This window comes from Streptomyces parvus, from assembly GCF_032121415.1.
Taxonomy (GTDB): domain Bacteria; phylum Actinomycetota; class Actinomycetes; order Streptomycetales; family Streptomycetaceae; genus Streptomyces; species Streptomyces globisporus_A.
In genome coordinates this window covers 1031570-1053355 of the sequence record NZ_CP135079.1, presented here as the reverse complement: position 1 = coordinate 1053355, position 21786 = coordinate 1031570, and the positions used below count along the sequence as shown (strand labels likewise).

At 70.4% G+C, this 21786-nt stretch carries 21 protein-coding genes and 1 pseudogene; 18 read left to right on the top strand and 4 right to left on the bottom strand.

What is annotated here, in order from left to right; genetic code table 11:
- Positions 1-44: 44 nt before the first annotated feature.
- Positions 45-755 (top strand): HAD family hydrolase, encoded by a 711-nt coding sequence (locus RNL97_RS05815; RefSeq protein ID WP_030590070.1) that lies wholly within the window; start codon positions 45-47, stop codon positions 753-755.
- Positions 756-1036: 281 nt separating this feature from the next.
- Positions 1037-2635, top strand: a complete 1599-nt coding sequence (locus RNL97_RS05810; protein ID WP_243313576.1) for an ABC transporter substrate-binding protein — start codon at positions 1037-1039, stop codon at positions 2633-2635.
- A 117-nt stretch (positions 2636-2752) separates the two neighbouring features.
- On the opposite strand, the gene RNL97_RS05805 is transcribed toward RNL97_RS05810, so the two are convergent.
- Positions 2753-3424 (bottom strand): response regulator, encoded by a 672-nt coding sequence (locus tag RNL97_RS05805; protein WP_006123389.1) that lies wholly within the window; start codon positions 3422-3424, stop codon positions 2753-2755.
- Positions 3425-3433: 9 nt separating this feature from the next.
- Positions 3434-4279, bottom strand: coding sequence for a RecB family exonuclease (locus RNL97_RS05800; RefSeq protein WP_313750444.1), 846 nt, complete (start codon positions 4277-4279; stop codon positions 3434-3436).
- 177 nt (positions 4280-4456) lie between these two features.
- Here RNL97_RS05800 and RNL97_RS05795 point away from each other — a divergent pair, with 177 nt between their 5' ends.
- The 3 genes from RNL97_RS05795 (at position 4457) to RNL97_RS05785 (ending at position 7447) form a co-directional block, all read left to right on the top strand.
- Positions 4457-5707, top strand: a complete 1251-nt coding sequence (locus RNL97_RS05795) for a site-2 protease family protein (RefSeq protein ID WP_030590061.1) — start codon at positions 4457-4459, stop codon at positions 5705-5707.
- A gap of 59 nt (positions 5708-5766) precedes the next feature.
- Positions 5767-6684, top strand: a complete 918-nt coding sequence (locus RNL97_RS05790) for a tRNA (adenine-N1)-methyltransferase (RefSeq protein ID WP_006123386.1) — start codon at positions 5767-5769, stop codon at positions 6682-6684.
- 181 nt (positions 6685-6865) lie between these two features.
- Positions 6866-7447 (top strand): hypothetical protein, encoded by a 582-nt coding sequence (locus tag RNL97_RS05785; protein ID WP_030590058.1) that lies wholly within the window; start codon positions 6866-6868, stop codon positions 7445-7447.
- Positions 7448-7499: 52 nt separating this feature from the next.
- Here the strand turns inward: RNL97_RS05785 and RNL97_RS05780 are convergent, their stop codons facing one another.
- Positions 7500-7811 (bottom strand): ferredoxin, encoded by a 312-nt coding sequence (locus RNL97_RS05780; protein WP_030590055.1) that lies wholly within the window; start codon positions 7809-7811, stop codon positions 7500-7502.
- A 240-nt stretch (positions 7812-8051) separates the two neighbouring features.
- Here RNL97_RS05780 and arc point away from each other — a divergent pair, with 240 nt between their 5' ends.
- The 6 genes and pseudogenes from arc to prcA all read left to right on the top strand — a co-directional run bounded on the left by arc (position 8052) and on the right by prcA (position 13872).
- Positions 8052-9818, top strand: a complete 1767-nt coding sequence (gene arc, locus RNL97_RS05775) for a proteasome ATPase (RefSeq protein WP_006123382.1) — start codon at positions 8052-8054, stop codon at positions 9816-9818.
- A 237-nt stretch (positions 9819-10055) separates the two neighbouring features.
- The gene (gene dop / locus RNL97_RS05770) at positions 10056-11567 is read left to right on the top strand and encodes a depupylase/deamidase Dop (protein WP_030590050.1); all 1512 of its coding nucleotides are present in this window, start codon (positions 10056-10058) and stop codon (positions 11565-11567) included.
- Between the two features lie 129 nt (positions 11568-11696).
- Positions 11697-11915: a ubiquitin-like protein Pup gene (locus RNL97_RS05765; protein ID WP_003970166.1), complete on the top strand. Its 219-nt coding sequence runs from the start codon at positions 11697-11699 to the stop codon at positions 11913-11915.
- A 101-nt stretch (positions 11916-12016) separates the two neighbouring features.
- A pseudogene (locus tag RNL97_RS05760) lies at positions 12017-12209 on the top strand (endonuclease domain-containing protein); the annotation flags it as partial.
- Entirely contained in the window at positions 12161-13006 is an 846-nt protein-coding gene (prcB, locus tag RNL97_RS05755; protein WP_030590047.1) for a proteasome subunit beta, read from the top strand. The pseudogene RNL97_RS05760 and the gene prcB, both read left to right, overlap by 49 nt.
- Positions 13007-13065: 59 nt before the next feature.
- Positions 13066-13872: a proteasome subunit alpha gene (prcA, locus tag RNL97_RS05750; RefSeq protein WP_030590044.1), complete on the top strand. Its 807-nt coding sequence runs from the start codon at positions 13066-13068 to the stop codon at positions 13870-13872.
- Between the two features lie 46 nt (positions 13873-13918).
- Here prcA and RNL97_RS05745 read toward each other — a convergent pair whose 3' ends face one another.
- The gene (locus RNL97_RS05745) at positions 13919-14953 is read right to left on the bottom strand and encodes a LacI family DNA-binding transcriptional regulator (RefSeq protein ID WP_243313574.1); all 1035 of its coding nucleotides are present in this window, start codon (positions 14951-14953) and stop codon (positions 13919-13921) included.
- Between the two features lie 135 nt (positions 14954-15088).
- Between RNL97_RS05745 and RNL97_RS05740 the strand changes: the two genes are divergently transcribed.
- From RNL97_RS05740 to RNL97_RS05710, 7 genes are all read left to right on the top strand, one after another.
- Positions 15089-16360 (top strand): MFS transporter, encoded by a 1272-nt coding sequence (locus RNL97_RS05740; protein ID WP_030590039.1) that lies wholly within the window; start codon positions 15089-15091, stop codon positions 16358-16360.
- 9 nt (positions 16361-16369) lie between these two features.
- Complete coding sequence (pafA, locus tag RNL97_RS05735) at positions 16370-17731, top strand: Pup--protein ligase (RefSeq protein ID WP_030590037.1); 1362 nt, start codon at positions 16370-16372, stop codon at positions 17729-17731.
- 161 nt (positions 17732-17892) lie between these two features.
- Positions 17893-18873 (top strand): FKBP-type peptidyl-prolyl cis-trans isomerase, encoded by a 981-nt coding sequence (locus tag RNL97_RS05730; RefSeq protein ID WP_030590035.1) that lies wholly within the window; start codon positions 17893-17895, stop codon positions 18871-18873.
- A gap of 84 nt (positions 18874-18957) precedes the next feature.
- On the top strand, positions 18958-19329 hold the full coding sequence (locus tag RNL97_RS05725; RefSeq protein WP_006123371.1) for an FKBP-type peptidyl-prolyl cis-trans isomerase: 372 nt from the start codon (positions 18958-18960) through the stop codon (positions 19327-19329).
- A 159-nt stretch (positions 19330-19488) separates the two neighbouring features.
- Complete coding sequence (locus RNL97_RS05720; protein ID WP_030590032.1) at positions 19489-20442, top strand: helix-turn-helix transcriptional regulator; 954 nt, start codon at positions 19489-19491, stop codon at positions 20440-20442.
- Positions 20443-20455: 13 nt separating this feature from the next.
- Positions 20456-21412, top strand: coding sequence for a helix-turn-helix transcriptional regulator (locus RNL97_RS05715; RefSeq protein WP_030590029.1), 957 nt, complete (start codon positions 20456-20458; stop codon positions 21410-21412).
- Positions 21413-21434: 22 nt separating this feature from the next.
- On the top strand, positions 21435-21773 hold the full coding sequence (locus tag RNL97_RS05710) for a hypothetical protein (RefSeq protein WP_199814243.1): 339 nt from the start codon (positions 21435-21437) through the stop codon (positions 21771-21773).
- The last annotated feature ends 13 nt before the right edge of the window (positions 21774-21786 follow it).

Genomic DNA, 21786 nt, shown 5'->3' with positions numbered 1-21786 from the left:
GGAATGGCGGCCGGCCTTCTCGTCCCTTACGGAAGGTGTGCCGGATGACCAGTACGGTTCCCGCGTCCTTGACCCGCACGGCCGAAGAGGCCGCCCTGCAGGCGGTTCTTCTCGACATGGACGGAACCCTGGTCGATACCGAGGGATTCTGGTGGGACGTCGAGAAGGAGGTCTTCGCCGGCCTCGGACACCGTTTGGACGAGGCCTGGCGGGACGTGGTCGTCGGCGGTCCGATGTCCCGCAGCGCCGGCTACCTCATCGACGTCACCGGCGCCGACATCCGGCTGGACGAGCTGACCGTGCTGCTCAACGACGGATTCGAGAAGCGCATCAGCCGGGGTGTGCCGCTGATGCCGGGAGCCGAGCGGCTGCTCGCCGAGCTGGCCGTGTACGAGGTGCCCACCGCACTCGTCTCGGCCTCCCACCGCCGGATCATCGACCGGGTGCTGGAATCGGTGGGCCGCCACCACTTCGCGCTCACGGTCGCCGGGGACGAGGTCGCCCGGACCAAGCCCCACCCCGAGCCCTACCTCACCGCCGCCGCCGGCTTCGGCGCCGACCCCTGGCGCTGCGCGGTGATCGAGGACACCGCGACCGGTGTGGCCGCCGCCGAGGCCGCCGGCTGCCGGGTCGTCGCCGTGCCGTCCGTCGCCCCCATCGCCCCGGCGGCCGGGCGGGTGGTCGTCGGATCCCTCGAAGAGGTCGACCTCGCGTTCCTGCGCGGGCTGATCACCGGATCGAGCCGCAGTATGTGAACGAACGATGGATTTCCTGCTCCGCTCCGTGTGCTTTCCGGCAGTGTTCCGTGGATGTGGATCAGTTGCAGGGTGATTCTGTGAAGGGGGCGGAGGAGTGACCTTGCTCACTCGGGGGTCGCCCGCGCCTCGCCGAAACGGGTGAGCTGTCCTTAATGGTGATCGTATGTCCGCCTCGCTGATGACCGGGTGAGCGTGGACCGTTCACCGGGCGGTCGGAGGGCTCACCCACGGCTACTAACTTGGATTCCTCACCTGCCGGGATGAGGGAGAACGTCCAGATGAACCGCAAGACCCTGGTGCTGCCGGCCGTCGTCGGCCTGCTCGCCCCCGTGCTCGCCGCCTGCGGCAGCGCGGACAGCGGCGCCGGTGGCAAGGGGGCCATCGTGGTCGGCACCACGGACCAGCTCGTGGCCTCCAAGGAGAACCCCGCGCCGCTCGACCCGGCCATCGGCTACGAAGCGGGCGTCTGGAACGTCCTGCGGCAGACCGTGCAGACCCTGACCACGGTGCCCAACGGCGGCGGCGAGCCGGTGCCCGAGGCCGCCCGCAGCTGCACCTTCACCGACACCGCGAACGAGAGCTACCGCTGCACCCTGCGGGCGGGCCTCACCTTCGCCGACGGGACGCCCGTCACCGCCGAGGACGTGAAGCACTCCATCCAGCGCGTCATCGACATCGACTCGGACAGCGGCCCGGTCGGCCTGCTCGCCAACATCGACATGATCGAGACCAAGGGCGAGGACCAGGTGATCTTCCACCTGAACACGCCCGACGCGACCTTCCCGTACAAGCTCGCCACCCCCGCCGCCGGCATCGTCCCGAAGACGCAGTACCCGGCGAACGAGCCACGCACCGGCTTCCAGGTCGACGGCTCCGGCCCGTACACCATGAAGCCGCAGGTCGAGGACGGCCGGGTCGTCAAGATCGCCTTCGAGAAGAACCCCTCGTACAAGGGTGAGCTGAAGGTGCTCAACGACAAGGTCGAGATGGACCTCTTCCCCGACGCCGAGGCCATGGGCAAGGCGCTCGACGAGGAGAAGATCCACCTGATGACCCGGGCGATGTCGCCCGAGCAGGCCCACGACATGCTCGTGGAGCCGAAGGAGGGCGTCGACCTCACCGAGCTGCCCGGACTGGCCATCAGCTACCTCGGGTTCAACACCAAGAACCCCGTGGTCGACAAGCCCGTCCGGCAGGCCGTGGCGCAGATCATCGACCGGGGCCAGATCGCGGGCAAGGTGTACGGCACCACCGCCGAACCCCTCTACTCGCTGATCCCGTCCAGCATCGCCGGGCACACCAACGCCTTCTTCAACAAGTACGGCGAGCCCAGCGCCGCCAAGGCCGCGGCGATCCTCCGTGACGCCGGGATCAAGACGCCGGTGAAGTTCACCCTGCACTACACCAACGACCACTACGGTCCGGCCACCGCAGCCGAGTTCAAGGCGATCCAGCAGCAGCTGAACGGCTCGGGCCTCTTCGACGTCTCCGTCCAGGGCAAGGAGTGGTCGAAGTACCGCCCCGAGCAGAAGCGCGGCGACTACGCGGCCTACGGCATGGGCTGGTTCCCCGACTTCCCGGACCCGGACAACTACACCGCGCCCTTCCTGGACGCCAACAACTTCCTCAACTCGCCCTACCGGTCGCCCGAGGCGGAGAAGGTCCTCATCCCGCAGTCCCGCCGTGAGGCCGACCGCACCGCGGCCGCCGCCACCTACGAGAAGCTCCAGGACATCGTCGCCACCGACGTGCCGGTGCTCCCGATCTGGCAGGGCAAGCAGTACGTGGCCTCCCGCGACGGGATCGCCGGGGTGGAGCGCTCCGTCAGCGCCACCTCCGAGCTCCAGCTCTGGGAGCTCAACCGGCCCGGCGCCTGAGCCCCGACCGCGCAACGCCGTCCGGCCCGCACCCCCCTCGCGAGAAGGGGGCGCGGGCCGGACGGCGTTGCGCGGTCGGGGCTCTCGCGCGGTCTCTCTTCCGCGAGCGCGGTGCCGCTACTGCGCGCCGGGGCGCACCAGCCCGCTCTCGTACGCGTACACCGCGGCCTGCACCCGGTCGCGCAGGCCGAGCTTCGTGAGCACATGGCCCACATGCGTCTTGACCGTCGTCTCGCTGACGAAGAGCTCCGCCGCGATCTCCGCGTTGGACAGCCCCCGCGCCACCAGCTTCAGCACCTCGACCTCACGGTCCGTCAGCGTGTGCAGGGCGTCCGGCACCGGCTCCTCTCCGGACGGCAGATGATCGGCGTACTTGTCGAGCAGCCGGCGCGTGATGCTCGGCGCGAGCATCGCCTCGCCCGCCGCCACCACCCGGATCGCCTGCACCAGCTCGGCCGCCGGGGCGTCCTTCAGCAGGAAACCGCTCGCCCCCGCCCGCAGCGCCTCCACCACGTACTCGTCGAGATCGAAGGTGGTCAGCACCAGCACCTTCGCCGGGCCGTCCTTCCCGGGGCCGGTGATCTGACGGGTCGCCTCCACCCCGTCCATCCGCGGCATCCGGATGTCCATCAGCACCACATCGGGCTGCAGCGCCCGCACCTGATCGATGGCCTGCAGACCGTCACCGGCCTCCCCGACCACCGCCAGATCGCCTTCCGCCTCCAGGATCATCCGGAAACCGGTGCGCAGCAGAGGCTGGTCGTCGACCAGAAGGACGCGGATCGCCACAGGAACTCCTTAAGGGCCCTCAAGGGCCACGGCTCGGCCGGCCTCGGCCCGGACCGGTCCCATTCTGCCCTGGTCATCCTCGCCCGGACCCGCCGGGCGGACCGACAGCGGATAGACCGGGGGAGTCCCGCCGAATTCCGGACACACCGCCTGGTGGTCGCACCAGCCGCACAGCTTCGTCGGCCGGGGCCGCCAGTCGCCGGTCTCCGTCGCCAGCCTGATCGCGTCCCACAGCGCCAGCAGCTTGCGCTCCACCCGCTCCAGGTCCGCCACCACCGGGTCGTACGTCATGACGTCCCCGCTGCCCAGATAGACCAACTGGAGGCGGCGCGGCACCACGCCCTTCAGCCGCCAGATCACCAGCGCGTAGAACGTCATCTGGAACAGCGGCCCGTCGGAGTACTCCGGCCGCGGTGCCTTGCCCGTCTTGTAGTCGACGATCCGGACCTCGCCGCTCGGCGCGATGTCCACCCGGTCGATGACCCCGCGCAGCCGCAGCCCCGACGCCAGCTCGGTCTCGACGAACATCTCGCGCTCGGCCGGCTCCAGCCGCGTCGGGTCCTCCAGCGAGAACCACCGGTCCACCAGCCGCTCCGCCTCGCCCAGCCAACGCGTCAGGCGCTCCCCCTCGGCGTCCCCGGCGAACAGATCGCTCAGCTCCGGCTTCGACTCCAGCAGCCGGTCCCACTGGCCGGGGATCAGCGCCCGCGCCCGAGGCGCCGTACGGTCGGCCGCCGGGACGTCGAAGAGGCGCTCCAGCACCGCATGGACCAGCGTGCCGCGGGTAGCCGCCTCGCTGGGCTTTTCCGGCAGCTTGTCGATGACCCGGAAGCGGTAGAGCAGGGGGCACTGCATGAAATCGCTCGCCCGCGACGGCGACAGGGACGAAGGCGGCTGAGGCGGCCGCGGCACGGAGGTCATGTCCCAAGACCCTACGGCCCGCCACTGACACCGAGCGGCATACCATCGACGGCAGACCCTCGCACACTGCATGATCGTGGCACAGACCACGCACCGAACCGAAGGGACCCCGTGGACGACAGCGGCGACAGCGGGCGGCCGCAGCCCGGCGCAGGGGGAACGGCCCCCGGCACCGACCCGGACAACGGCAAGCCCAAACGCCCCGCGGAGCCGGGCGGCGGCCTGCTCATGGGCCGCCCCTTCGGCGTGCCCGTCTACGTCGCCCCCAGCTGGTTCGTCGTCGCCGCGCTGATCACGTGGGTCTTCGGCGGCCAGCTCGACCGCGTGCTGCCCGAGCTGGGCGGCGCCCGCTATCTCGTCGCCCTGTTCTTCGCCATCGCCTTCTACGCCTCCGTGCTCGTCCACGAACTGGCCCACACGGTCGCCGCCCTGCGCTACAAACTCCCGGTCCGCCGCATCCAGCTCCAGTTCTTCGGCGGCGTCTCGGAGATCGAGAAGGAGACGGAGACCCCCGGCCGAGAGTTCGTCCTGGCCTTCGTCGGACCGCTCCTGTCCCTGGTCCTCGGCGGTGTCTTCTACGGCGCGATGCAGCTGGTCGAGCCCGGCACCGTCCCGGGCGTCCTGCTCGCGGGCCTGATGATCTCCAACCTCATCGTGGCCGCCTTCAACCTGCTGCCCGGCCTGCCGCTGGACGGCGGCCGGATGCTCCGCGCCATCGTCTGGAAGATCACCGGCAAGCCCATGACCGGCACCATCGCCGCCGCCTGGGTCGGCCGGGGCCTCGCCGTCACCGTCCTCGTCGGACTGCCGCTGCTCACCCACACCGGAGCCCTCGGCGGCACCGCCCAGGACATCGGCGGCGTCGAGACCGTCATGGACGCGCTGCTCGCCGCGATCCTCGCCGGCATCATCTGGACCGGCGCCGGGAACAGCCTGCGCATGGCCCGCCTCCGCGAGCACCTGCCCGACCTCAGGGCCCGCACCCTGACCCGCCGCGCCGTCCCCGTCGAGTCCGCCACCCCGCTCTCCGAAGCGCTGCGCCGGGCCAACGAGGCCGGCGCCCGCGCCCTGGTCGTCGTCGACGGACAGGGCAACCCCAAGGGCGTCGTCCGCGAGGCCGCCATCGTCGGCGTCCCCGAGCACCGCCGCCCCTGGGTCGCCGTCAGCGGCCTCGCCCAGGACCTCACCGACGGCATGAAGGTCCCCGCCGAACTGGCCGGCGAAGCCCTCCTGGACCGGCTCAAGGCCACCCCCGCCACCGAATACCTGGTCGTCGAGGAGACCGGCGAGATCTACGGAGTCCTCTCCACCGCCGACGTGGAGCGCGCCTTCGTCAAGGCCATGGCCCGCCCCGGCGCCTGAGCCCTCTCCCGGCGGGGAGGGGCGGCAGGAGGCCCCGGAATCACCGGTAGGCTGGTCACATGTCTGAACCGACCGGTGCCGCCCGCCGACGTGGGCCCTTCAAGGTCGGGGACCAGGTACAGCTCACCGACCCCAAGGGACGCCACTACACCTTCACGCTCGAAGCCGGAAAGAACTTCCACACCCACAAGGGTTCTTTCCAGCACGACGAGCTGATCGGTGCTCCCGAGGGCAGTGTTGTCCGCACCACGGGAAACGTCGCCTACCTCGCGCTGCGCCCCCTGCTCCCCGACTACGTCCTGTCCATGCCCCGCGGTGCCGCCGTGGTCTACCCCAAGGACGCGGGCCAGATCCTGGCCTTCGCGGACATCTTCCCCGGCGCCCGCGTCGTGGAGGCCGGGGTCGGATCCGGATCGCTCTCCACCTTCCTGCTGCGCGCCATCGGTGAGCAGGGCATGCTGCACTCCTACGAGCGCCGCGAGGACTTCGCCGAGATCGCCCAGCAGAACGTCGAGCGCTACTTCGGCTCGCCGCACCCCGCCTGGCAGCTGACCGTCGGAGACCTCCAGGACAACCTCTCCGACACCGACGTCGACCGCGTCGTGCTGGACATGCTCGCCCCCTGGGAGTGCCTGGAGGCCGTCTCCAAGGCCCTGGTGCCCGGCGGCATCCTCTGCGCCTACGTCGCCACCACCACCCAGCTCTCGCGCACCGTCGAGTCCATCCGCGAGATCGGCTGCTTCGCCGAACCGCAGCCCTGGGAGTCGATGATCCGCAACTGGCACGTGGAGGGCCTCGCCGTCCGCCCCGACCACCGGATGATCGGCCACACCGGCTTCCTGGTCACCGCCCGCCGCCTCGCGGACGGCGTCGAGCCGCCGCTGCGCCGCCGCCGCCCCTCCAAGGGCGCCTACGGCGAGGACTACGAGGGACCGGGCAGCCAGAGCCGCGGGGGCTCCGCCGCCGACCGCGGCTGACCCGCGCAACGCACCGGCGCCGCCGCGCAGTTCCCCGACCGACCGGAGAACGGCGCGGCGGCGCCTTTTCGTTGACCCCGCCGTTCCGCCCGGCTGTGAGGTGTGGCACGATGCCGGGCAACCCCTCGGGGTGTTCCCACCCCTACACCGGGCTCCCAGGAACCATCAGGAGACATACCGCGTGCAGACCTCCGCGCTCCCGGACCCCGCCCACACCGCCGCCAAGCCGATGCACTGGCTCGCCACGGCCGCGGCGATGGCGGGCGTCGTCGCGCTGGCCGGGCTGCTCCAGCCCCGTACGGCCACGGCGACCGCCACGGCCTCCGAGCAGCGGACCACCACACAGCAGGGCGCTCCCGTGCCCGCCCCGGACCCGGTCGGCGTCGACTTCCCGCTCCAATGCGGCGGCGCCGGGACGACCGTCGCCAAACAGGCCCCCGGGGACCTCGACGGCGACGGGCGGCCGGAAACCGTCGCCGTGGTGCACTGCGCCGCCGGATCGGGGACCCCGCCCGGCGGCATCTACGTCCTGACACAGGCGAGCGGGGCCGCACCCCGGGTCGTGGCGACCCTGGTGGACCCCGCTGACAGGAAGACCGTCGGGGACTTCGCCGTACGCGACGGCGTCGTCTCGGCGACCCTCCTCGGCTACTCCTCGCTGAAGGTGCCCCGCTGCTGCCCCGACCAGGAGGAACAGGCCTCCTGGCGGTGGCAGGGGCAGACCTTCGTCCGCAGCGCCGGGGAGCTCGCCCGCAGCGTCTGAGCACCGCCTCCCGGGCTCGCCGGTGCGTCCCGGGCCCGCGGGCCCGGGACGACTACTCGGCGTCCGGCCCGTACACCTCGACGCTGTCCTTGACGCGCCGCACGTGGATGCAGTCGCCGGGGCACTCCTTGGCCGAATCGACGACGTCCTGGAGGAGCGGCAGCGGTACCGGCGTGGTCGCCCCCGGGGCCTGCAACAGCTCGTCGTCGGAGCTCTTCACATAAGCCAGGCCGTCGATGTCCAGCTCGAAGACATCGGGGGCGTACTGCACGCAGATGCCGTCCCCCGTACAGAGGTCCTGGTCGATCCAGACCTCCAGGTCCTGCGTGTCACTGTCGCCCGGCGAGTCCTGCTGCACGGTCATGTGTCCTGCCGTTCCTGCGTATCCGAACCAATTGGAGCCAGCCCTGACGGGTGTTGAACAGTTCGACGATACAACCGGCGGCTTTCCGGTGCCGAAGGGTGGGTATTCCCTTGACGTGAGGGAGAGCGCAAGGGTGAAGATCGGACACGCCCCGCAGTCTTTGTGATCTAGGGGTTTCAATCACCACCCACCCAGGTAGGGTCAGGAAGCGTCCAGCTCCCCATGGAGGAGGTGAGGACCGTGGCAGCCCACGACGACGACATCAACCGCGGCATCCGGCCCGCGCGCGGGTCCGAGGACCCAGCCGGCCAGGTTGCCTATCTCGAGCAGGAAATCGCCGTCCTGCGACGTAAGCTCGCCGACTCTCCGCGTCATACGAGGATTCTCGAAGAGCGGATCGTCGAGTTGCAGACGAATCTGGCAGGCGTGTCCGCTCAGAACGAGCGGCTCGCCAACACGCTCCGTGAGGCGCGTGACCAGATCGTGGCCCTCAAGGAAGAGGTCGACCGGCTCGCGCAGCCGCCGGCGGGCTTCGGCGTCTTCCTGCAGGCCAACGAGGACGGCACCTGCGACATCTTCACCGGGGGCCGCAAGCTCCGGGTGAACGTCAGCCCCAGCGTCGAGCTCGAGGACCTGCGGCGTGGCCAGGAGGTCATGCTCAACGAAGCGCTCAACGTGGTCGAGGCCATGGAGTTCGAGCGGGCCGGGGACATCGTCACCCTCAAGGAGATCCTCGAGGACGGCGAGCGCGCCCTGGTGGTCGGGCACACCGACGAGGAGAGGGTGGTGCGGCTCGCCGAGCCGCTGCTGGACATCACCATCCGCTCCGGCGACGCCCTGCTCCTGGACTCCAGGTCGGGTTACGTCTACGAGGTGGTCCCCAAGAGCGAGGTCGAGGAGCTCGTCCTCGAAGAGGTCCCGGACATCGACTACGACAAGATCGGCGGCCTGGGCGACCAGATCGAGCTGATCCGCGACGCGGTCGAGCTTCCGTATCTGCACCCCGACCTCTTCAAGGAGCACGAGCTCCGCCCGCCGAAGGGCATCCTGCTCTACGGCCCGCCCGGCTGTGGCAAGACGCTCATCGCCAAGGCCGTCGCCAATTCGCTCGCCAAGAAGGTCGCCGAAGTGACCGGGCAGCCCGCGGGGAAGAGCTACTTCCTCAATATCAAGGGCCCCGAGCTGCTCAACAAGTACGTCGGCGAGACCGAGCGGCACATCCGCCTGGTCTTCCAGCGGGCGAGGGAGAAGGCGAGCGAGGGCACCCCCGTCATCGTCTTCTTCGACGAGATGGAGTCCCTCTTCCGCACCCGCGGCAGCGGCGTCAGCTCGGACGTGGAGAACACCATCGTCCCGCAGCTGCTCGCCGAGATCGACGGGGTGGAGGGCCTGGAGAACGTCATCGTCATCGGCGCCTCCAACCGCGAGGACATGATCGACCCCGCCATCCTGCGGCCCGGCCGGCTCGACGTGAAGATCAAGATCGAGCGTCCCGACGCCGAGGCTGCGAAGGACATCTTCGCGAAGTACCTGACCCCGTCGCTCCCGCTGCACGCGGACGACCTCTCCGAGCACACCGGCTCGCGCGAGGCCGCCGCCCACGCCATGATCCAGTCGGTCGTGGAGCGGATGTACACGGAGTCCGAGGAGAACCGCTTCCTCGAGGTCACGTACGCCAACGGCGACAAGGAAGTCCTGTACTTCAAGGACTTCAACTCCGGCGCGATGATTCAGAACATCGTCGACCGGGCAAAGAAAATGGCCATCAAGGCATTCCTGGAACAGGGCCAGAAGGGGCTGCGGGTCGCTCATCTCCTGCAGGCCTGCGTGGACGAGTTCAAGGAGAACGAGGACCTGCCGAACACCACCAACCCGGACGACTGGGCCAGGATTTCCGGTAAGAAGGGTGAGCGGATCGTCTTCATCCGCACACTCGTCACCGGAAAGCAGGGCGCGGACACCGGGCGCTCCATCGACACGGTGGCCAATACCGGTCAGTACCTGTAATACCCGGACCGGCTGCGGAAGGCCCCTGGGGCCTTCCGCAGCCGGTTTCATTCCCACGTTCCGGCCATGCCGGAGCAAACTCGTAATGGAGCTCCCCACCGGCGCAGAGGCGCTCTAGGCTCTGCGGTACCGCCGAGTCGCGCAGTGCGGTGACGGGCACCGCACAGACGCACCGGACACAGCAGCGGTACGTGAGCGTCGCTCCGGGAGGGGCCGACGCCGGGCAAGGAGGGCCGCATGACCGTACGGCGAGTAATGGGCATCGAGACGGAGTACGGGATCTCCGTCCCCGGCCACCCCAACGCCAATGCCATGCTCACCTCGTCCCAGATCGTCAACGCGTACGCGGCGGCGATGCACCGGGCGCGCCGCGCCCGCTGGGATTTCGAGGAGGAGAACCCGCTGCGTGACGCGCGAGGCTTCGACCTCGCCCGGGAGACCGCCGACTCCAGCCAGCTCACCGACGAGGACATCGGCCTGGCCAATGTCATCCTCACCAACGGCGCCCGGCTCTACGTCGACCACGCGCACCCCGAGTACAGCTCCCCGGAGATCACCAATCCGCGCGACGCGGTGCTCTGGGACAAGGCCGGCGAGCGGATCATGGCGGAGGCCGCCGAGCGGGCGGCCGCCATCCCCGGCGCCCAGCCGATCCACCTCTACAAGAACAACACCGACAACAAGGGCGCCTCCTACGGCACGCACGAGAACTACCTCATGCAGCGGGAGACGCCGTTCTCGGACATCGTCCGCCATCTGACGCCGTTCTTCGTCTCCCGCCAGGTCGTCACGGGCGCGGGCCGCGTCGGTATCGGCCAGGACGGCCATGAGCACGGCTTCCAGATCAGCCAGCGCGCCGACTACTTCGAGGTCGAGGTCGGCCTGGAGACCACGCTCAAGCGCCCCATCATCAACACCCGGGACGAGCCCCACTCCGACGCCGAGAAGTACCGCCGGCTCCACGTGATCATCGGCGACGCCAACCTCTCGGAGATCTCCACCTACCTCAAGCTCGGCACCACGTCCCTGGTGCTGTCGATGATCGAGGACGCGTTCATCACTGTCGACCTCGCGGTCGACCAGCCCGTCCGCACCCTGCACGAGGTCTCGCACGACCCGGACCTGCGTCAGCTGATCACGCTCCGCAGCGGCCGGACACTCACCGCCGTGCAGCTCCAGATGGAGTACTTCGAGCTGGCCCGCAAATACGTCGACGAGCGGTTCGGCGCCGACGCCGACGAGCAGACCAAGGACATCCTGGCCCGCTGGGAGGACACCCTCAATCGGCTGGAGACGGATCCGATGAGCCTGTCGGGCGAGCTGGACTGGATCGCCAAACGGGAGCTGATGGAGGGCTACCGCCGCCGCGACGCACTGGACTGGGACGCCCCCCGGCTGCATCTGGTGGACCTCCAGTACGCGGACGTACGGCCCGACAAGGGCCTCTACAACCGCCTGGTGGCGCGAGGGAAGATGAAGCGCCTCCTGAACGAGGACCAGGTCACCAGGGCCCGTACGGTGCCTCCTGAGGACACCAGGGCCTACTTCCGCGGCCGCTGTCTGGAGCAGTACGCCGATGATGTGGCGGCGGCCTCCTGGGACTCGGTGATCTTCGACCTGCCGGACCACGACTCCCTGCAGCGGGTGCCCACGCTGGAGCCGCTGCGCGGCACCAGGGAGCACGTGAAGGATTTGCTCGACCGCTGCCGTACGGCCGAGGAACTGGTCCGGGCGCTGTCGGGCGGCTGAAAGGCCTCCGGGCTGGGAATCAATCACCTGAGGCACGGGCTTGCATCAACTACCGGGCCAAATGTCGGACCCGGTGGGTAGGGTCTGATCAAGAGCTTCGATTGCTTCGAACCGAGCGGGGTGAGCTACATGGCGACCAAGGACACCGGCGGCGGACAGCAGAAGGCGACACGTTCCACCGAGGAGGTCGAGGAGCAGGCGCAGGACGCGCAGGCGTCCGAGGACCTTGCGGAGCGACAGGAGAAGCTGAGCGACGACGTCGACTCGGTGCTGGACGAGATCGACGACGTGCTCGAAGAGAACGCCGAGGACTTCGTCAGGTCCTTCGTCCAAAAGGGTGGACAGTAGTTCACGAATGTGAACGCTTGGTAGGAGGCGGGGTGACGGCGTACGCCGTCACCCCGCCTGCCGACGGGGCCCGGTCGACGGGCCGCCGGATCGGCGCGGATTCCCCCGCCGAACATGTGGATCACTCCCACGGGGCGGGTAGGGTCCGTGGCACAAGTTGCTTCAACTGCAATTCGGCCATCGGCAAGTTGGGGGATGATCCTGACTTTCTTGCGCAGGGCCATCGCATACCTGGAGGGAAACGCGTGGAAGCCAACACTCGTAGCACCGGGCGTCTACCAGCTGCCTTCCTGACGCCGGGTTCGTCCTCGTTCATGGACTTCCTGTCCGACCAGTCGCCCGAGATGCTCCCGGGCAACCGCAGCCTGCCGCCGCTCCAGGGGGCGATCGAGGCGCCGCACGGGACGACCATCGTCGCCGCGTCCTTCCCCGGTGGCGTGGTCCTGGCAGGCGACCGGCGCGCCACCATGGGCAACATGATCGCGCAGCGCGACATCGAGAAGGTCTTCCCGGCCGACGAGTACTCCGCGGTGGGTATCGCGGGCACCGCCGGGCTGGCCGTGGAGATGGTCAAGCTGTTCCAGCTGGAGCTGGAGCACTTCGAGAAGGTCGAGGGCGCCCAGCTCTCCCTGGAGGGCAAGGCCAACCGGCTCTCCACCATGATCCGCTCCAATCTCGCCATGGCCATGCAGGGCCTCGCCGTGGTTCCCCTCTTCGCGGGCTACGACGTCGACCGCGAGAAGGGCCGCATCTTCTCCTACGACGTCACCGGCGGCCGCTCCGAGGAGACCGGGTACGCCGCCACCGGCTCCGGGTCGATCTTCGCCCGCGGCTCGATGAAGAAGCTCTACCGTGAGGACCTGACGCAGGAACAGGCCCTCACCCTGGTCGTCCAGGCGCTGTACGACGCGGCGGACGACGACTCGGCGACCGGAGGGCCGGACGTGGCCCGCCGCATCTATCCGATCGTCACCGTCATCACCGACGAAGGCTTCCGGAGGCTGACCGACCAGGAGTCCTCCGAGATCGCGCGTTCCATTCTGGAACGCCGACTCGAGCAGCCCGACGGCCCGCGCGCCGCGCTGCTCTGATCCGGACTCCGAGCCTTTTTCCGATGCACTCGTCACTGACAGGAAGGGACGGATAGCCGGTGTCGACGCCGTTCTATGTCTCACCCCAGCAGGCCATGGCCGACCGGGCGGAATACGCCCGCAAGGGCATCGCCCGTGGTCGCAGCCTCGTTGTGCTGCAGTACGCCGACGGCATTGTGTTCGTCGGCGAGAACCCGTCCCGCGCGCTCCACAAGTTCAGCGAGATCTACGACCGGATCGGCTTCGCCGCCGCCGGCAAGTACAACGAGTACGAGAACCTCCGCATCGGCGGTGTGCGCTACGCCGATCTGCGCGGATACACCTACGACCGGGACGATGTGACGGCCCGTGGGCTGGCCAACGTCTACGCCCAGACGCTCGGCACCATCTTCTCCAGCGCGGCCGAGAAGCCGTACGAGGTGGAGCTGGTGGTCGCCGAGGTCGGCAGCGAGCCCGAGGGCGACCAGATCTACCGGCTGCCGCACGACGGTTCGATCGTGGACGAGCACGGCTCGGTCGCGGTCGGCGGCAATTCCGAACAGATCAGCAGCTTCCTCGACCAGCGGCACCGCGACGGCATGACGCTGGCCGAGGCGCTCAAGCTGGCCGTCCAGGCCCTCTCGCGGGAGCCGGGCGGCGGCGAGCGGGAGATCCCCGCGGAGCGCCTGGAGGTCGCGGTCCTGGACCGCACCCGCCCCCAGCAGCGCAAGTTCAAGCGGATCGTCGGCCGTCAGCTCGCCCGGCTTCTGGGGACGGAAGCCGCGGCCACCACGCCCACGGACGCCCCGTCCGACGCCGAGGACGGCGACTCCACCGATACCGGCACCGGCAGCGCGTCCGGCTCCACGGAGGAGACCGGCAAGTAGCCGAGCGGCGCTCGGCGTGCCCCCGGGCCCCTGCCCGGGGGCACCGTCATGCCCGGTCGGCGGGCGGGGGCGCCGTGGAGCCGCGTACGACGAGCCGGACCGGCAGACCGCCCTGCTCGGCGGGGCGGCCGTCCAGCACGGCGAGCAGCGCCTCCATGCCCCGCTCCCCGACCCGCTCCGCCGGCAGTCGCACGGTGGTCAGCTCCGGCTCCAGCGCGGTGGCCAGCGCCAGGTCGTCGAACCCGGTCACCGACAACTCGTCCGGCACCCGCAGTCCGAGCCTGCGCGCCGCCTTGCAGGCTCCGGCGGCCAGGATGTCGTCGTCGCAGACGATCGCGGTGGGCCGGTCCCCGGTGACCGCCAGAGCCTGCTCGGCCGCCTCGCGCCCCGCCCCCACGTCCAGCGGGGCACGTACCGTACGCACCGTCGCATCCCCCGCCGCGCCCAGCGCGTCGTACAGCGCCTCGGCGCGTACCGCGAACGTCCAGGTGTCCACGGCGGACGCCAGATGCAGGAAGCGACGGTGGCCGAGCTCCAGCAGATGGCCCGTCACCTGCCGCATCCCGTCCGCGATGTCGAGGTTCACACGGGCGGCGGGCCCGGTGTCGGAGGGGTCGCTGTCCAGCATCACCAGCGGCAGATCCGCCCCGTGCAGCGCGTCCAGCGCCTCGGCGGCCATCGAGGACGCGATGACCCCGTCGAGAGCGGCCCGTGCCGAGGCGAAGGGGTCCCGGGCCGGGCCCGTGCCGTCCGGCGAGGGGTAGAGCACCACACCGAAGTCGTGCTCGGCGGCGAGCGCCGCCGCCCCCGCGTACACCCGGGCGAAGAACTCGTTGGTGAGCGCCGGGACCACCAGCAGCGCGGTCCTCGTGCGGCCGAGCCGCAGACTGCGGGCCGCCAGGTTGGGCCGGTAGCCGAGCTCCGTCGCGGCCTCCCTCACCCGCCGGGCGGTGACCTCCGACACCCGGCCCGGCCACTTCCCGCCGAGCACCAGGGAGACCGTCGCCTGGGAGACGCCCGCCGCCCGGGCCACATCACGACTGGTGGGCCGGGCGGGGACGGGCTGCTGGGCGCTGGTCACTCGTGCCTCCGTGCGGGACGTCTCCGTAACACCGCGGGGTGGACCCGCGAACTGCGCACATGGTACGTATGAACCTCGACGTTATACGTAACACTTCGGCGGGCGCACGGCCGGCCGGGGCGGAGAGGGGCGGGAATGGCCGCGGGATATCTGGACATCCTCCGGGCGCGGCATGCCGCCCGGCTGCTGACGGGCACCCTGGTGGGGCGGCTGCCCAACGGCACCGCGCACATCGCGATCGTGCTGTTCACCCGGGCGGAGGGCGGCAGCTACACCCTGGCCGGCGCGCTCGCCGCCGCGTACGGCCTGGCCACCGCCGTCGGGCAGCCGCTGCTCGGCCGCGCGGTCGACCTGTACGGGCAGCCGCGCGTCCAGCTCCCGGCCGCCGTGCTCTCCGCGCTCGGGATGGCCCTGCTGGCCCTCACCGGCCTCGGCTCGCTCCCGCTGGCCTACCTCGCCGTCATCGTCGCCGGAATCGCCACCCCGCCCTTGGAGGGCGGCCTGCGGGCCCTGTGGCCCAGCGTCCTCAAGGGTGAGGGCCAGGTGCACCGGGCCTACGCCATGGACGCCGTGGCGCAGGAGATCATGTTCACCGTCGGACCGCTCCTGGTGACGCTGCTCGTCTCGCTCTGGTCCCCGGCCGCCGCGCTGCTCGTCATCAACGCCATCGGCGTCCTCGGCGCCCTCTCGGTCGTCCTGTCCGAGCCCTCGCGCACCTGGCGCTCCGCACCCCGCGAGGCGCACTGGCTCGGCGCCCTGCGCTCGCCCGGACTCCTCGCGCTCCTCGGCGCGTTCTTCTTCGTCGGCCTCGCCCTCGGCTCCATCACCGTGGCCGGGGTGGCGTACGCCGACGACCACGGGCGGGAGTCGGTGTACGGCTGGCTGATGGCCGCCCTCGGCCTCGGCGCGCTGATCGGCGGACTGGTCTACGGGGCACGGCAGTGGGCCGGCGCCCCCGAGAAGCGGCTGCGGGTCATCGTCGGACTACTGGCGCTGGGCTACCTGCCGCTGGCGCTCACCCCCTCGGTGCCGCTCATGACCGCCTTCGCCGCTCTCGCCGGGGTCTTCCTCGCCCCGGCCATCGCCTGCTCCTTCATCGTGGTCGACCGCCACGCCCCGCGCGGCACCGTGACCGAGGCGTTCTCCTGGCTCGTCACCACGTTCGGCGTAGGCGCCGCGGCCGGCACGGCCGTCGCCGGACCGGCCGTCGAACTCGGGTCGACCGCCTGGAGCTTCGCCGTCGCGGGGGCCGGGGGAGTGGCCGCCCTGGTGGTCCTCCTGGCCACCGGGAAGGTCCTCGGGGGCGTCCCGGCAGCTCCCGCCCGTACGGCCGCCGTCGTGACGGGATCGGAAAATGATCGAAACGGTGCCGTCGAACCCGGTTTCAGCTCGGGCCACAAGGCGTAATGTTCAGTCATGGACCGCCGCATTTTCGGGCTGGAGAACGAGTACGGCGTCACGTGCACGTTCAGGGGACAGCGCCGACTGTCACCTGACGAAGTGGCGCGCTACCTCTTCCGCCGTGTCGTGTCATGGGGCCGCAGCAGCAATGTCTTTCTGCGGAACGGCGCCCGCCTCTACCTCGACGTGGGATCGCATCCGGAATACGCAACCCCGGAATGCGACAACGTGACCGAACTGGTCACCCACGACAAGGCCGGCGAGCGCATTCTCGAAGGCCTGCTCGTCGACGCCGAACGCCGCCTGCACGAGGAGGGAATCGCGGGCGACGTCTATCTCTTCAAGAACAACACCGACTCGGCGGGAAACTCCTACGGCTGCCACGAGAACTACCTCGTGGCCCGGCACGGAGAATTCTCCCGGCTCGCGGACATCCTCATTCCGTTCCTCGTCACCAGGCAGCTGATCTGCGGCGCCGGCAAGGTGCTCCAGACGCCGCGCGGCGCTGTCTACTGCGTCAGCCAGCGTGCCGAGCACATCTGGGAGGGCGTCAGCTCCGCGACGACCCGCTCCCGGCCGATCATCAACACCCGCGACGAACCCCACGCCGACGCCGAGCGGTACCGCCGCCTCCACGTCATCGTCGGTGACTCGAACATGTCCGAGACGACCATGCTGCTCAAGGTCGGCGCCACCGACCTGGTGCTCCGCATGATCGAGGCGGGCACGGTGATGCGCGACCTGACCCTGGAGAACCCGATCCGGGCCATCCGCGAGGTCAGCCACGACCTCACCGGACAGCGCAAGGTGCGTCTCGCCAGCGGCCGGGAGGCCTCTGCCATCGAGGTCCAGCGGGAGTACTACGAGAAGGCCGTGGACTTCGTCGAACGCCGGGGCATCCGCACCGGCACCGTCGACCAGGTCCTGGAGCTGTGGGGCCGCGCCCTGGAGGCGATCGAGGCCCAGGACCTCGACCGGATCGACACCGAGATCGACTGGGTCATGAAGTACAAGCTCATCGAGCGGTACCGGGCCAAGCACAACATGACCATGTCGAACCCGCGGGTCGCCCAGATAGACCTCGCCTACCACGACATCCACCGCCGACGCGGTCTCTTCTACCTCCTGGAGAAGAAGGGGCAGACGGCCCGCATCTGCAACGACCTGAAGATCTTCGAGGGCAAGACGGTGCCCCCGCAGACCACCCGGGCGCGGCTGCGCGGCGACTTCATCCGCAGGGCCCAGGAGCAGCGGAGGGACTTCACCGTCGACTGGGTCCACCTCAAGCTCAACGACCAGGCGCAGCGCACGGTGCTGTGCAAGGACCCGTTCCGGTCCGTGGACGAGCGGGTGGAGAAGCTCATCGCCGGCATGTGACGGGCCGGCCCGCGCGGGAGCGCGGGACTCGTGGGAAAAGGGACACATTGTACGCCGGGGCAGCCCGCCCCGGCGTACAGCCGTGTCGGTATCCGTGATGCCGCTGGGGCGAAGTCGTAGAGTGGCGGGAGTGCCCGGAGCCCCCTACGCGAGTTGGACTGATGATCCCCACGAAAACTGCCCGGCGTGCCGCCGCCCTGCTGGCTGTGCCCGCTCTGCTGATCACCGCCGCCTGCGGTTCCGATTCCAAGGACGACGCCGCGCCGAAGAACTCGGGCCCCGTCGCCGAGGTCTCCGGGAAGTTCGGTGCCGAGCCCAAGATCGAGATCGCCAAGGACGCCAAGGTCTCCGACGAGGTCGTCGCGAGCGACGTCTCGACCGGTGACGGCGCCGAGGTGAAGAAGGGCGACATCGTCCGCCTGGACTTCGCCGGCAACATCGAGGCGCTCGGTTCCACCTGGGCCAAGCGGCAGGGCGCCGACCCGAAGGCCCCCCGCGCCCAGGTCGTTCAGGAGGTCGGCCAGCAGGGGCAGATGCTGCCGACCAAGGTCGCGGACGCGCTGGCCGGTCACAAGGTCGGCAGCCGGGTCCAGGTCGAAGGCACGGCCGAGGCGATCGTCGGCGAGCAGCTGAACCCGCAGTCCGGGATCAAGCCCACCGACCCGCTGGTCTGGGTCGTCGACATCGTCAACGCCAAGAAGGTGGACAAGAAGGGCGAGGCCAAGGGGGCCCAGGCCGCCAGTGAGGCCGGGATGCCCGAGGTGAAGGCCGCGTCGCAGAAGGCCGCGACCATCACCATCCCCAAGGGCGAGAAGGCCCCGAAGGCTCTCAAGGAGCAGGTGCTGATCAAGGGCGACGGTGCCGCGGTCAAGGCCGGCGAGGGCCTGGTCGTCCAGTACACCGGGGTGAAATGGGAGGACGGCAAGAAGTTCGACTCCTCCTGGGACCACGGTGGCGCGAGCGCCTTCCCGATCGGCGTCGGCGGCGTCATCCAGGGCTGGGACAAGGGGCTGGTCGGCAAGCACGTCGGCGACCGTGTCCTGCTGACGATCCCGCCGAACCAGGCCTACGGAGCCGACCCCTCCAACCAGCTGGCCAAGAACAACCTGGTCTTCGTCGTCGACATCCTCGGCACGGTCTGAGACACCTCTCGGTACGGTCCGGGCGACGGGGCGACCCGTGCGAAACTTGTGGGGTTTCCCCAAGATTCTTTTAGGAGCAGTTCAGTGAGCATCGAGAAGCCCGAGGTCGACTTCCCGGGCGGCGAGCCGCCGGCCGATCTGGAGATCAAGGACATCTGGGAGGGCGACGGCCCGGTGGCCCAGGCGGGCCAGACCGTCTCCGTCCACTACGTCGGCGTCTCCTTCTCCACCGGCGAGGAGTTCGACGCCTCGTGGAACCGCGGCACCCCGCTGCAGTTCCAGCTCGGTGCCGGCCAGGTCATCTCCGGCTGGGACAAGGGCGTGCAGGGCATGAAGGTCGGCGGCCGTCGCCAGCTGACCATCCCCGCCCACCTCGCCTACGGCGACCGCGGCGCCGGCGGCAAGATCGCCCCCGGTGAGACGCTGATCTTCGTCTGCGACCTCGTCGCGGCCTGATCGCTCCCGCTGTACGCCCGAGGGCCCCCGTCGCACGGCGGGGGCCCTCGGTGCTGTCCGGAGGGCCCCCGCCCGCGCTCGGGACGACGGCCGGCTTTGGATCCCCACACCCCGGGGCGGTACGGTCGACCGTCGTAGAGCACCGGAGAAAGGGCGTCGATGGCGATTGCCAAGGCCGAGCGGTTGATGAACCTCGCGCTGTGCCTGCTGGGGACCCGGCGCCCCCTCAGCAAGCGCGAACTCCGCGGATCCATCGAGGCCTACCTCGAAGCGGGGTCCGACGACTCCTTCAACCGGATGTTCGAGCGCGACAAGGACGATCTGCGCGAGCTCGGACTCGTCATCGAGACCGTCGAGAACCTCGACGGCGACACCGGCTACCTCGCCCGCCGCGACAGCAACCGGCTGCCCCCCATCACCCTGGACGCCGAGGAGGCCGCCGCCCTCGGCCTCGCCGCCAAGGTCTGGCAGCAGGCCCGCCTCGCCGGCGCCGCCAGCGGCGCCCTGCAGAAGCTGCGCGCCGCGGGAATGCCCGAGGCCGAGGACGCCTACGAGGTCCACAGCGCCCTCGAACCCCGCATCCCCGTCCACGAGGCCGCCTTCGAGCCCCTGATGCTGGCCTGCCGCGACCGCCGTCCGGTCACCTTCGACTACCGCAAGGCCAACTCCGCCCGCGCCGAGCAGCGCCAGGTCGAACCCTGGACCCTCGAATGCTGGCGGGGCCACTGGTACCTGGCCGGCTGGGACCGCGAGCGGGGCGCCGAGCGCGTCTTCCGGCTCTCCCGCATCACCGGCAAGGTCCGCTCCCGTGCCGGAGCCTTCGGTGCCGAGGTGCCCGACGTGGTCACCGTCCGCGAAACCGTCGAGAGCTGGGCCGGCGAGACCGCGACCCGGACCGCGCGGATCAGGCTCCGCGCCGGAGCCGGCTACCCGCTGCGCTCGCGCGCCACCGCCGTACGGGAGCGCGGCGACGGCTGGGACGAGCTGGAGATCCCGTACGGACACGGCCTCGACGCCTGGCTCGTCGAGTTCGGCCCGGACGTCGTCGTGGAGGAGCCCGCCGATCTGCGGGCCGATGTGGTGGACCGGCTCCGAGCCGTGGCCAAGGACTAGGGGAGCCGACACGATGGCCACGAACGCGATCGACCAGACCCGCCGGATGCTGTCCCTGGTGACATATCTGCGCGAGCGCCCCGGCGCCCACGTCCAGGACGTGGCGCGGGCCTTCGGGATCACCGAGGACGAGCTGATCTCCGACCTCGACGTCCTGCCCATGTGCGGCACCAGCTTCCGCGGCGGCGACCTCCTCGACATCGACACCGACGGCGACCGCATCTGGTGGCACAACCCGGACGACGTCGCCGAGCCGCTCCGGCTCGCCGCCGACGAGGCCACCGCGCTGCTCGTCGCCGCCCGTGCCGTCGCCACCCTGCCCGGCCTGCGCGAGAGCGACCGGGACGCCCTCGTCCGCGCCACCGCCAAGCTGGAGACGGCAGCCGGCGAGTCCGGCGCGGCCAGCTCCCGGCTCTCGGTGACCTTCGAGGCGGAGGGCGGCGTCTTCGCCGACGTCGACCGGGCCATCTCCGAGCGCCGCCGGCTCTGGCTGCGCTACTACTCGCCCGCCCGCGACGAACTCACCGAGCGCGAGGTCGACCCGATCCGGCTCTTCGCCGTCGGCCACACCTATATGGAGGGCTGGTGCCGGCTCTCCGAGGCCCGCCGGACCTTCCGTCTCGACCGTGTCGCGGAGATCCGCCTCCTCGACGCCCCCGCCGCCCCGCCCGAGCTGGAACTGCGCGACCTGTCCGCCGGGCTTGTCCAGCCCGCCGCCGAGGACCCGGAAGTCGTGATCGAGGTCGGCACCGGCGGCCGCTGGGTCGCCGAGTACTACCCGCACGACTCCGCCGAGGAACTGCCCGACGGCGGCCTGCGCATCACCCTGCGCACCCCCGATCCGGCCTCGCTGCGCCGACTCGCCCTGCGGCTCGGCGGCGACGGCCGTATCGTCGCCCCGCCGGAGCTCGCGGACAGCGCCCGCGAGGCCGCCCGCGAGGCGCTCGCGGCCTACGAGGACGCGGTCTGAGGGCCAGGGGAGTGAGACGACGATGAACCGGACGCCCCTGTTCCCGGCCACCACCCAAGGCCGCCCGGAGGCTCTGCCCGGCACCGGGATACGCCCGGCGCCCCGGTCCGGCACCGGTCCCGTCCCCGTGCCGGTCCCCGCAGCCGTACGCTTCCGGGCCGCGTGCCCCGACTGCCGCGGGCGCTTCGAACTGGCCGCCGCCGCACTGCGCCTCGCGATCGGCGCCACCCGCCGCACCACCTTCTACACCTTCACCTGCCCCGAGTGCGGCGCCTCGGTCCGCAAGCCCGCCGGGGAGCGCATCATCGAACTGCTCACCGGCGGCGGCGTACGGACCCTGCGCCTGCACACCGCCCTGTAGCGCCCCGATCGCA

Coding starts and splice junctions, on each gene's coding strand:
- RNL97_RS05815 (WP_030590070.1), top strand. CDS start 45: ATGACCAGTACGGTTCCCGCGTCCTTGACCCGCACGGCCGAAGAGGCC.
- RNL97_RS05810 (WP_243313576.1), top strand. CDS start 1,037: ATGAACCGCAAGACCCTGGTGCTGCCGGCCGTCGTCGGCCTGCTCGCC.
- RNL97_RS05800 (WP_313750444.1), bottom strand. CDS start 4,279: ATGCAGTGCCCCCTGCTCTACCGCTTCCGGGTCATCGACAAGCTGCCG.
- RNL97_RS05790 (WP_006123386.1), top strand. CDS start 5,767: ATGTCTGAACCGACCGGTGCCGCCCGCCGACGTGGGCCCTTCAAGGTC.
- RNL97_RS05780 (WP_030590055.1), bottom strand. CDS start 7,811: ATGACCGTGCAGCAGGACTCGCCGGGCGACAGTGACACGCAGGACCTG.
- dop (WP_030590050.1), top strand. CDS start 10,056: ATGACCGTACGGCGAGTAATGGGCATCGAGACGGAGTACGGGATCTCC.
- RNL97_RS05765 (WP_003970166.1), top strand. CDS start 11,697: ATGGCGACCAAGGACACCGGCGGCGGACAGCAGAAGGCGACACGTTCC.
- RNL97_RS05740 (WP_030590039.1), top strand. CDS start 15,089: ATGGCCGCGGGATATCTGGACATCCTCCGGGCGCGGCATGCCGCCCGG.
- pafA (WP_030590037.1), top strand. CDS start 16,370: ATGGACCGCCGCATTTTCGGGCTGGAGAACGAGTACGGCGTCACGTGC.
- RNL97_RS05730 (WP_030590035.1), top strand. CDS start 17,893: ATGATCCCCACGAAAACTGCCCGGCGTGCCGCCGCCCTGCTGGCTGTG.
- RNL97_RS05720 (WP_030590032.1), top strand. CDS start 19,489: ATGGCGATTGCCAAGGCCGAGCGGTTGATGAACCTCGCGCTGTGCCTG.
- RNL97_RS05715 (WP_030590029.1), top strand. CDS start 20,456: ATGGCCACGAACGCGATCGACCAGACCCGCCGGATGCTGTCCCTGGTG.
- RNL97_RS05710 (WP_199814243.1), top strand. CDS start 21,435: ATGAACCGGACGCCCCTGTTCCCGGCCACCACCCAAGGCCGCCCGGAG.